The organism is Streptomyces sp. NPDC006265 (assembly GCF_040613555.1).
Lineage (GTDB): Bacteria > Actinomycetota > Actinomycetes > Streptomycetales > Streptomycetaceae > Streptomyces.
Genome location: NZ_JBEXSH010000303.1, coordinates 1 through 9,401, shown reverse-complemented (window position 1 = coordinate 9,401; position 9,401 = coordinate 1). Strand labels below are relative to the sequence as shown.

Sequence of the window (9,401 nt, the reverse complement as noted above, 5' to 3'; positions counted from 1 at the left end):
GCCTCGTTCGCCCGGGGCGCCGGCTCCGGGCAGCGGGGCTCGCGGCGCCGGCCCCACCAGGTCGCCACCGGCTCGGTGTAGCGTGCGGTGAGCGGGCCCAGCACCACCAGGATCAGGACGTAGGCGGTGGCCAGGGGGCCGAGGGACGGTTCGATGCCGGCCGAGACCGCGAGGCCGGCGATGACGATCGAGAACTCGCCGCGGGCCACGAGCGCGCCGCCCGCACGCCAGCGGCCCTTGACGGAGATCCCGGCGCGCCGGGCCGCCCAGTATCCGGTGGCGATCTTCGTCAGCGCGGTGAGGACGGCCAGTCCGAGGGCGGGCAGCAGGACGGGCGGGATGCTCGACGGGTCGGTGTGCAGCCCGAAGAAGACGAAGAAGACCGCCGCGAACAGGTCACGCAGGGGGCTCAGCAGGGTGTGCGCACCCTCCGCCACCTCCCCCGACAGCGCGATGCCCACCAGGAACGCCCCCACCGCCGCCGACACCTGGAGCTGCTGCGCGACGCCCGCGACCAGGATCGTCAGACCCAGCACGACCAGCAGCAGCTTCTCCGGGTCGTCGCTGGAGACGACCCGCGAGATGACCCTGCCGTAGCGCAGGGCCAGGAACAGCACGAGCCCGGCCGCCCCCAGCGCGATCGCCAGGGTCACGCTCCCGGCCATCAGGCCGACTCCCGCCACCAGCGCGGTGACGATGGGGAGGTACACCGCCATCGCCAGGTCCTCCAGCACCAGCACGCTGAGGATCACCGGCGTTTCCCGGTTGCCGACCCGGCCCAGATCGCCCAGCACCTTCGCGATCACGCCGGACGACGAGATCCAGGTGACACCGGCCAGCACGACGGCGGCCACCGGGCCCCAGCCGAGCAGCAGCGCCACGGCCGCCCCGGGCAGCGCGTTGAGGGCGCAGTCGACCAGGCCGGACGGATAGTGGGTCTTGAGGTTGGAGACCAGATCGCTCGCCGTGTACTCCAGGCCCAGCATCAACAGCAGCAGGATGACGCCGATCTCCGCGCCCGTGGCGATGAACTCCTCGCTCGCGCCCAGCGGCAGCAGACCGCCCTCACCGAAGGCCAGACCGGCCAGGAGGTACAGGGGTATCGGGGAGAGCCGGAACCGGGCGGCGAACCGGCCGAGCAGCCCGAGGCCGAGAATGATGGAACCGAACTCGATGAGCAGAACCGCCGAGTGCAACGGCTCACTCCCGCCCGAGTATGGCCGCGGCCGCGTCGACGCCCTCACGGGTCCCGACGACGATCAGCGTGTCGCCGCCCGCCAGCCGGAAGTCCGGCGCGGGCGAGGGGATGGCCCCGGCCCGGCGCAGCACGGCCACCACCGACGCGCCCGTCTCCGTCCGCATCCGCATGTCGCCCAGCACCCGCCCGTTCCAGCGCGAGGTCGCGGCCACCTCGATCCGCTCGGCGACCAGCCCCAGGTCCGTGGTGTACAGCAGGCTCGGGCTGTGGTGGGACGGCTTCAGCGCGTCGATCAGCGATCCCGCCTCCGAGCTGGTCAGCTTCAGGGACTGGGCGCAGGAGTCGGGATCGTCGGACCGGTACACGTTCACCGTGCGCGTGCCGTCGCGGTGCGCCACCACCGACAGATGGCGGTGCTCCCGGGTCTCCAGGTCGTACTGGACCCCGATACCCGGGAGTGGTGTCGCCCTCAGGCGCGGAGCTGACACGTTGCTTCCCCTTGGTCGTCTGATTCGTTGTGTTTGATGCGTATTTGTACTTTTTGTTGCGCTTTATCTTTTCGATGAGCGGTGTCGATCATCGGACGGGTCAAGTCCGCATGGTCCCATCCGGCCGTACGGTGCCGTTCATCTACCCGGGCGCCGAACGCGCCCTCGTCCGCTCCTATCTGGAGCGGCTGCACCGCGGGGACGGCCTGCCGGAGAGGGCCATCACCGAACGCGAGGAGGAGATCCTCAAGCTGGTCGCCGAAGGCCACACCTCGAAGGAGATCGGCGAACTCCTCTTCATCAGCGCCAAGTCCGTCGAACGCCACCGCGCCAACCTCCTCCAGAAGCTCGGCATGCGCGACCGGCTGGAGCCGACCCGGTACGCGATCAGGGCCGGACTCATCGAACCCTGAGCCCGGGGCGGCGGTTGTCCACAGGCGGCCGAGTCACGTTCGCCGACCGCCTACCCTTGTCCCCATGAGCAGCATCGACCGGAGCCAGTCAGTGGGCGGCACGCGCACATACGAGGTACGCACCTACGGGTGCCAGATGAACGTCCACGACTCCGAGCGATTGTCCGGACTGCTGGAGGACGCGGGCTACGTCCGCGCCCCCGAGGGCAACGACGGGGCGGACGTCGTCGTCTTCAACACCTGCGCGGTGCGGGAGAACGCCGACAACAAGCTGTACGGCAACCTCGGCCACCTCGCCCCGAAGAAGGCGAGCCGCCCCGGCATGCAGATCGCGGTCGGTGGCTGCCTCGCGCAAAAGGACCGCGACACCATCGTGAAGCGGGCGCCCTGGGTGGACGTCGTCTTCGGCACGCACAACATCGGCAAGCTGCCGGTCCTGCTGGAGCGCGCCCGCGTGCAGGAGGAGGCACAGGTCGAGATCGCCGAGTCGCTGGAGGCGTTCCCCTCGACGCTGCCCACCCGCCGCGAGAGCGCCTACGCGGCCTGGGTCTCCATCTCCGTCGGCTGCAACAACACCTGCACCTTCTGCATCGTCCCGGCCCTGCGCGGCAAGGAGAAGGACCGTCGCCCCGGCGACATCCTCGCCGAGATCGAGGCCCTGGTCGCCGAGGGCGTCTCCGAGATCACGCTGCTCGGGCAGAACGTCAACGCCTACGGCTCCGACATCGGCGACCGCGAGGCCTTCAGCAAGCTGCTGCGCGCCTGCGGGAAGATCGACGGCCTGGAGCGCGTCCGCTTCACCTCCCCGCACCCGCGGGACTTCACCGACGACGTCATCGCCGCCATGGCCGAGACGCCGAACGTGATGCCGCAACTGCACATGCCGCTCCAGTCCGGCTCGGACCCGGTCCTGAAGGCGATGCGCCGCTCCTACCGCCAGGACCGCTTCCTCGGCATCATCGAGAAGGTCCGCGCCGCCATCCCGCACGCCGCGATCAGCACGGACATCATCGTGGGCTTCCCCGGCGAGACCGAGGAGGACTTCGAGCAGACGCTGCACGTGGTGCGCGAGGCCCGCTTCGCCCAGGCCTTCACCTTCCAGTACTCCAAGCGGCCCGGCACCCCGGCCGCCGAGATGGACGGCCAGATCCCCAAGAAGGTCGTCCAGGAGCGCTACGAGCGGCTCGTCGCCCTCCAGGAGGAGATCTCCTGGGAGGAGAACAAGAAGCAGGTCGGCCGCACGCTGGAGCTGATGGTCGCCGAGGGCGAGGGCCGCAAGGACGACACCACCCACCGCCTCTCCGGCCGCGCCCCCGACAGCCGCCTCGTCCACTTCACCAAGCCGGACCAGGAGGTCCGTCCCGGCGACGTGGTCACGGTCGAGATCACCTACGCCGCCCCGCACCACCTCCTCGTCGAGGGCCCCGTGCTGGACGTGCGCCGCACGCGCGCGGGCGACGCCTGGGAGAAACGCAACGCGGCCGAGAAGGCCAAGCCCGTCGGCGTGATGCTGGGCCTGCCGAGGATCGGCGCCCCCGAGCTCCTGCCGGCCGTGGCGAGCGGGTGCGGTTGCGACTGAGCCGTCCGCTGCCGTCCTGAGCGGTGGCAGCGGCTCCTGCTCCTGAGAGCTACAGCTACCCTGCCGATCATGCTTGTCGCCGCCGCTGTCTGCCCCTGCCCGCCCCTGCTGGTCCCCGAGGTCGCGGCGGGCGCCGCCCCGGAGCTGGATGCCGCACGGGCCGCCTGCACGGACGCGCTGGGAGTGCTCGCCGCCGCTCGGCCCGGCCGGCTCGTGGTCGTCGGACCGGTGGACGGTGCCGGGCCCGAGACGCACCCGGAGGGAACAGCGGGGTCCTTCCGGGGCTTCGGCGTCGACGTCGACGTACGGCTGGGAGCGGCCGAGGGCGCGGACACGGAACAGCGGCTGCCGTACGCGCTGGCGGTGGCGGCCTGGCTGTTGGAGCGGACCGGGTGGTCCGACGCCCCGGTCGAGGGCCTCGGTGTGGGGACGTCGTACCCGCCCGAGCTGTGCGCGCGGACCGGGAGGGAGATCGCCGCCCGGGATGAGCGGGTGGCCCTGCTGGTGATGGGTGACGCCAGCGCGTGCCGGACGCTCAAGGCCCCGGGCTATCTGGACGAGCGGGCGGCGCCCTTCGACGCGGAGGTCGCACGCGCGCTCGGCGCGGCGAACGTGGCGGCCCTCACCACGCTGGACCCAGGGCTGGCGCACGAGCTGAAGGTGTCCGGCCGAGCCCGTTCCTGTTCATGACGTACTACCTCCAGGCCGTCCTCGCGTACTCCCCCGTCAAGACGGGCCTGGCCTTCCTGCCCCTCACCGGCGCGATCATCATCGGCTCCACGCAGATCTCCGCCCGGCTCCTCCAGCACGTGCCGCCGCGCATGCTGATGGTCCCCGGCATGGTCCTGGCCGCGACCGGCATGGTGCTCCTCACCCAGATCACGACGCACTCCTCCTACGCCTCCGAGATCCTGCCCGCGCTGCTGCTGCTCGGCCTCGGCATGGGCCTGACGTTCATGCCGGTCTTCGCCACCGCCACCGCGGGCGTCGCCCCGCAGGACTCGGGCGTGACGTCCGCGACGGTCAACACCTCGCAGCAGGTCGGCGGCTCCATCGGCACGGCCCTGCTCAACACCATCGCGACCACCAGCACCGCGACGTACATCACCGGACACCTCGCCGACCCGTCCGACCGCACCCGGGTGATGCGGGAGGGCGTCGTCCGCGGCTACACCGTCGCCATCTGGTGGGCCGCCGGCATCATGCTGCTGGCCGGGCTCATCGCGGGACTGATGGTGACGAAGAAGGCCCCGAAACACGGCACCCCGACGGACACGCCGGTGCCGGAACCGGTGGTCTGAGGGGCGCGGAGCCCGGGCGAAATTCGCATGACCCACCCCGCGTGCGCCACTACCGTGCCGACAGTGATCGACATCCCCCGGGAACTGGCGGCATCACAGGAGAAGTTCAACGGCGAGGCGGGACGCGCCTTCATCACCGGGCTGCCCGAGCGGACGGCCCGCTTCCTCGACCACTGGGACCTGAGACCCGACGGCCCTCCGATGCACGGCGTCTGCGCCCTGGTCGTCCCGGTCGTCCGGACCGCCGACGGCACCCCGGCGGTCCTCAAGCTCCAGATCCTCGACGAGGAGAGCGCGGGCGAACCGGCCGCGCTGCGCGCCTGGAACGGCGACGGAGCCGTCCGCCTCCTCGACCTCGACGAGCCCACCGGCACCATGCTGCTGGAGCGCCTCGACGAGACCCGCATGCTGTCCCGCCTGCCGGACCCCCACCAGGCCGTGGTCACCATCGCCGAACTCCTGGCCCACCTCACCTCTTTCCCGGCCCCGCCCGGCATGCGCCGCCTCGGCGACATCGCGCAGGGCATGCTCGACCGGACCCCCTGGGCCCTCGGCCGCATCCCCGACCCCGAGGCCCGCCGCGTCGTCGCCGACTGCGCGGCCGCCGTACGCGAGGTCGCCGACGAGCCCGGCGACCGGCTCCTGCACTGGGACCTGCACGACGAGAACGTCCTCGCCTCCGGCCGCGCCCCCTGGCTCGCGATCGATCCCAAGCCCCTCGCCGGCGACCCCGGCTTCGAACTGTGGCCGGCCCTCGACAACCGCTACGACCCCGACGACATCCGCTGGCGCTTCGACGCCATGACCGACATCCTCACCCTGGACCGCCCCCGAGCCCACGCCTGGACCCTCGCCCGCCTCCTCCAGAACGCCCTGTGGGACATCGAGGACGCCCGCCCGCTCGACGACGACCAGCTGGAGATCGCCCGCCGCCTGAGCACACCCGGCCCCCGCTCGCCCCGGACCGGGCCGTAGAGAAAGGGAGGGGGGACGACAAAACCCCAGGTCAGAACAGATCCGACCTGGGGTTCAACAGAGCCCCCTGTCGGATTCGAACCGACGACCTACGCATGACAAGGGCTCGCAGGGTCGTGACGGCGGGTGCCGTACCAGCACGCCGGATCCCGTTTCGCCTGATCAGCGACTTGCTGGCCAGTCCGTGCCTGCCTCTGAATCCATCTGGTGCCACGCCGTCCGCTCACGCATCGCTCACGCACTCGCAGGTGGGATGACCAGCCGCTGCCTCAAGGAGCCGACACTCATCGCCCCATGCCAGACGATCTACACGCCAGACTGCCGCCCCGACCAGCCCGAGCCCGAGCAACGTCACACCAGGACCCTGACCTGCCACTTCGAGATGGCGGCCGCTCGATGAGTGCTTTTTCACATGAGAGGTGCCTCTGGTGTCTGCGCCCCAGGACCTCGGCTACGGTGTCCCGCCGGGATCTTGGCGCACTCCTGTCGGGTCCTTCAGGATGGATTCGCGGACGTCCGCGGAATACCGACAGGCAGAAAGGCCGAAGCGTGGCAGGACGCGCAGCACGGGTGGCGCGAGTGTGGCAGTCGCTGTTCACGGCACATCCTGCGCGGACCGTGGTGATGGGCTTCGGCTCCGTGATCCTTCTCGGCACGGCTGCGCTGATGCTGCCGGTGGCCACCGAGGACGGGTCGTCCGCGGATCTCGTGACGGCGCTGTTCACGTCCACGTCGGCCGTCTGCGTGACCGGCCTTGTCGTGGTGGACACCGGCACCTACTGGAGCGGCTTCGGCGAGGGCGTGATCCTCACCCTGTTCCAGGTCGGCGGCTTCGGCATCATGACCATGGCTTCGCTGCTCGGCCTGCTGATCTCCGGGAAGCTGCGGTTGCGGATGCAGCTCACGGCGCAGGCGGAGACCAAGAGCCTCGGGATCGGCGACGTACGGCGCGTGCTGCTGGGCGTCGCCGGGTGCACCCTCGCCGTGGAGCTGGCGGTGGGCGCGGTGCTGGCGCTCCGGCTGCGGTTCGGGTACGGCGAATCCATCTGGGACGCCACGTACCTGGGCTTCTTCCACGCGGTTTCGGCGTTCAACAACGCCGGGTTCGGGCTGTACGCCGACAGCCTGACGAAGTACGCCCTGGACCCGTGGGTGACGCTGCCCATCGCGGTGGCCGTGATCCTCGGCGGCATCGGTTTCCCCGTGCTGCTGGAACTGTTGCGGCACCGCAACCGGCAGCGGCGGACCGGTCGGCGCGGCTGGTCGCTGCACTTCAGGCTGACGGTGATCACAACGGCCGCCCTGCTGCTCGCGGGGACGGTGCTGACCTGTGTACTGGAGTGGACGAACGACGGCACCCTCGGCGGCTCCGACTGGGACGAGAAGATCCTCGCCGGGTTCTTCCACTCGGCGATGTCGCGTACGGCCGGGTTCAACAGTGTCGACGTCGGGGCAATGACGGACGCGACGCTGCTGCTGACCTGCATGCTGATGTTCGTCGGTGGGGGCAGCGCGGGCACCGCGGGCGGGATCAAGGTCAGCACGTTCGCCGTGCTCGGCGCGGCCATGGTGGCCGAGGTGCGCGGTGAGCCGCACTCCGGCGTGATGGGCCGCAGGCTGGCTCCGCATGTGCTGCGACAGGCGCTGACCGTCGCGCTGGCCGGCATCGGTTTCGTGATGACCGCGACACTCGCCCTGCTCGCCGTCGTCGATAAACCCTTCGAGCAGGTGCTCTTCGAGGCCGTGTCCGCGTTCGGCACGGTGGGGCTGTCGACCGGCATCACCGGTGACCTGCCCACCGCAGGCCGTCTGATCGTCATCGTTCTCATGTTCGTCGGCCGGCTCGGACCGGTCACCCTGGTATCGGCGCTCGCCCTGCGCGAGCGGACCCGCCGCTACCAGCTACCCGAGGAGCGACCTGTCATTGGGTAACTACCTGCACTCCCTGCGCCGGCGCCGGCGCAAGCGGCCGGCCGAACGCACTGCCTCTCACGGTCACGGTGACCAGCGGGTGGCCGTGATCGGTCTGGGCCGGTTCGGAAGCTCCCTGGCCAATGAGCTGATGCGGCGTGGCTGGGACGTCCTGGGCGTCGACACCGACGCCCAGCTCGTCCAGAAGTACAGCGACGACCTCACGCATGCCGCCGTGGCCGACTGCACCGACCCCGAGACGCTGCGGCAGCTCGGCGTGCACGAGTTCACCAGCGCGGTGGTCGGCATCGGCACCGACATCGAGGCATCGATCCTGATCGCTTCCAACCTGCTGGAGGCGGAGGTGACCAACATCTGGGCCAAGGCCATCAGCCGCCAGCACGGCAAGATCCTGGAGCGGCTCGGCGTGCACCACGTGGTGCTGCCCGAGCACGAGATGGGCGAACGTGTCGCCCATCTCGTGACCGGCCGGATGCTCGACTTCATCGAATTCGACGACAATTACGCCCTGGTCAAGACCGTCGCTCCCGACATCGCCACCGGCGTACCGCTGGGCGAGAGCGGAGTCCGCAGCAAGTACGGCGTGACCGTCGTCGGCATCAAGCGGCCCGGCGAGGACTTCACCCACGCCACCGCCGAGACGGTCATCTCCAAGGGTGACGTCATCATCGTCACGGGCAAGATCCACGCGGTGGAGTCCTTCGCCGAGCTCAGCTGAGCCCGTGACGATGGTCCGCGCCCGTCTCCTGCCGTACGGAGTGCGTTAAGAAGTGCCGGGCGCAGGCCCTCCAGTAGCTCGGAGGTGCTGTCATGAAGGCGGTGTCGAGGCCGATCGGCCAGGCGCGGCGGCTGGGCACGCCGCTCCTCTCCTCGTAGCCGCACCGCCCGCGCTCGAAGTCGGCCCACGGGAGCAACGCGTGAATGTCCACAGCGCCGATCGTGGGATGAGGCGTCTCTTCCGCGTTCTCCTGCTGACCGCCGTAGCCCTGGTCGCCGGCGGTGTGCTCACCGAGACGCTGTGGCTACTCGGGATCGGCGCATGGGTCATGATCGCGGCGGGTCTGCTGGAGATGATCTACCGACCCTGAAGTCGTCGGCCGCCGGATACGGGCGTTGCTCCGGCTGTTCGGCTTCGGATCCCCGCCTGGTTGCGCCACGGACCAGCCGGCTCCGCTCTGGCACCCCCCGGCCGCTAGGGAGCGTATTCGGTTGTGATCATCAGGTGGTCCGGGTGAGCTCTCTGAGCCAGATCATCGAGGCGCGCAGATGAAGGCCGGCGAGGTAGCTGTCGGGGGTCTTGTCGTATCTGGTGGCGATGCCTCGCCAGGCCTTCAGCTTGTTGATCAGACGCTCGACGGTGTTCCGCTCCTTGTAAAGATCGGCGTCGTGACTGACAGGCCGGCCGCCTCTGGAGCCCTTCTTCTTCCGGTTGGCGGCCTGGTCCTTCTTCTCCGGGATGACCGCCTTGATACGGCGTTTGCGCAGGTGGGCGCGGTTGCCGCGGGACGAGTACGC

10 protein-coding genes and 2 pseudogenes are annotated in these 9,401 nt (G+C 70.1%); 8 read left to right on the top strand and 4 right to left on the bottom strand.

Annotated features, from left to right (window positions below; translation table 11 throughout):
* Together ABZ281_RS23645 and ABZ281_RS23640 are read right to left on the bottom strand one after the other, a co-directional pair.
* Positions 1–1,196 (bottom strand): cation:proton antiporter (locus ABZ281_RS23645; RefSeq protein ID WP_356658397.1); only part of this gene is annotated, 1,196 nt, incomplete at its 3' end.
* A gap of 4 nt (positions 1,197–1,200) precedes the next feature.
* A complete protein-coding gene (locus ABZ281_RS23640; protein WP_356658395.1) occupies positions 1,201–1,686 on the bottom strand; it encodes a TrkA C-terminal domain-containing protein in 486 nt (161 codons plus the stop codon).
* A 134-nt stretch (positions 1,687–1,820) separates the two neighbouring features.
* On the opposite strand from ABZ281_RS23640, the pseudogene ABZ281_RS23635 reads away from it, so the two are divergent.
* The 7 genes and pseudogenes from ABZ281_RS23635 to ABZ281_RS23605 all read left to right on the top strand — a co-directional run.
* Positions 1,821–2,099 (top strand): annotated as a pseudogene (locus tag ABZ281_RS23635) (LuxR C-terminal-related transcriptional regulator); the annotation flags it as partial.
* 64 nt (positions 2,100–2,163) lie between these two features.
* The gene (gene miaB / locus ABZ281_RS23630) at positions 2,164–3,678 is read left to right on the top strand and encodes a tRNA (N6-isopentenyl adenosine(37)-C2)-methylthiotransferase MiaB (RefSeq protein ID WP_356658393.1); all 1,515 of its coding nucleotides are present in this window, start codon (positions 2,164–2,166) and stop codon (positions 3,676–3,678) included.
* Positions 3,679–3,747: 69 nt separating this feature from the next.
* Positions 3,748–4,368: a class III extradiol dioxygenase subunit B-like domain-containing protein gene (locus tag ABZ281_RS23625; protein WP_356658391.1), complete on the top strand. Its 621-nt coding sequence runs from the start codon at positions 3,748–3,750 to the stop codon at positions 4,366–4,368.
* Positions 4,356–4,979, top strand: a pseudogene (locus ABZ281_RS23620) (MFS transporter); the annotation flags it as partial. The gene ABZ281_RS23625 and the pseudogene ABZ281_RS23620, both read left to right, overlap by 13 nt.
* 54 nt (positions 4,980–5,033) lie before the next feature.
* On the top strand, positions 5,034–5,954 hold the full coding sequence (locus ABZ281_RS23615; RefSeq protein ID WP_356658389.1) for an aminoglycoside phosphotransferase family protein: 921 nt from the start codon (positions 5,034–5,036) through the stop codon (positions 5,952–5,954).
* 549 nt (positions 5,955–6,503) lie between these two features.
* Positions 6,504–7,886, top strand: coding sequence for a potassium transporter TrkG (locus ABZ281_RS23610; RefSeq protein WP_356658387.1), 1,383 nt, complete (start codon positions 6,504–6,506; stop codon positions 7,884–7,886).
* Positions 7,879–8,604: a TrkA family potassium uptake protein gene (locus ABZ281_RS23605; RefSeq protein WP_356658385.1), complete on the top strand. Its 726-nt coding sequence runs from the start codon at positions 7,879–7,881 to the stop codon at positions 8,602–8,604. Before ABZ281_RS23610 ends, ABZ281_RS23605 begins: the two co-directional genes overlap by 8 nt.
* Here the strand turns inward: ABZ281_RS23605 and ABZ281_RS23600 are convergent.
* Entirely contained in the window at positions 8,597–8,815 is a 219-nt protein-coding gene (locus ABZ281_RS23600) for a hypothetical protein (RefSeq protein WP_356658383.1), read from the bottom strand. The genes ABZ281_RS23605 and ABZ281_RS23600 overlap by 8 nt on opposite strands.
* A gap of 15 nt (positions 8,816–8,830) precedes the next feature.
* On the opposite strand from ABZ281_RS23600, the gene ABZ281_RS23595 reads away from it, so the two are divergent.
* Positions 8,831–8,974, top strand: coding sequence for a hypothetical protein (locus ABZ281_RS23595; RefSeq protein ID WP_356658381.1), 144 nt, complete (start codon positions 8,831–8,833; stop codon positions 8,972–8,974).
* 130 nt (positions 8,975–9,104) lie between these two features.
* Here the strand turns inward: ABZ281_RS23595 and ABZ281_RS23590 are convergent.
* Positions 9,105–9,401 (bottom strand): transposase (locus ABZ281_RS23590; protein WP_356658379.1); only part of this gene is annotated, 297 nt, incomplete at its 5' end.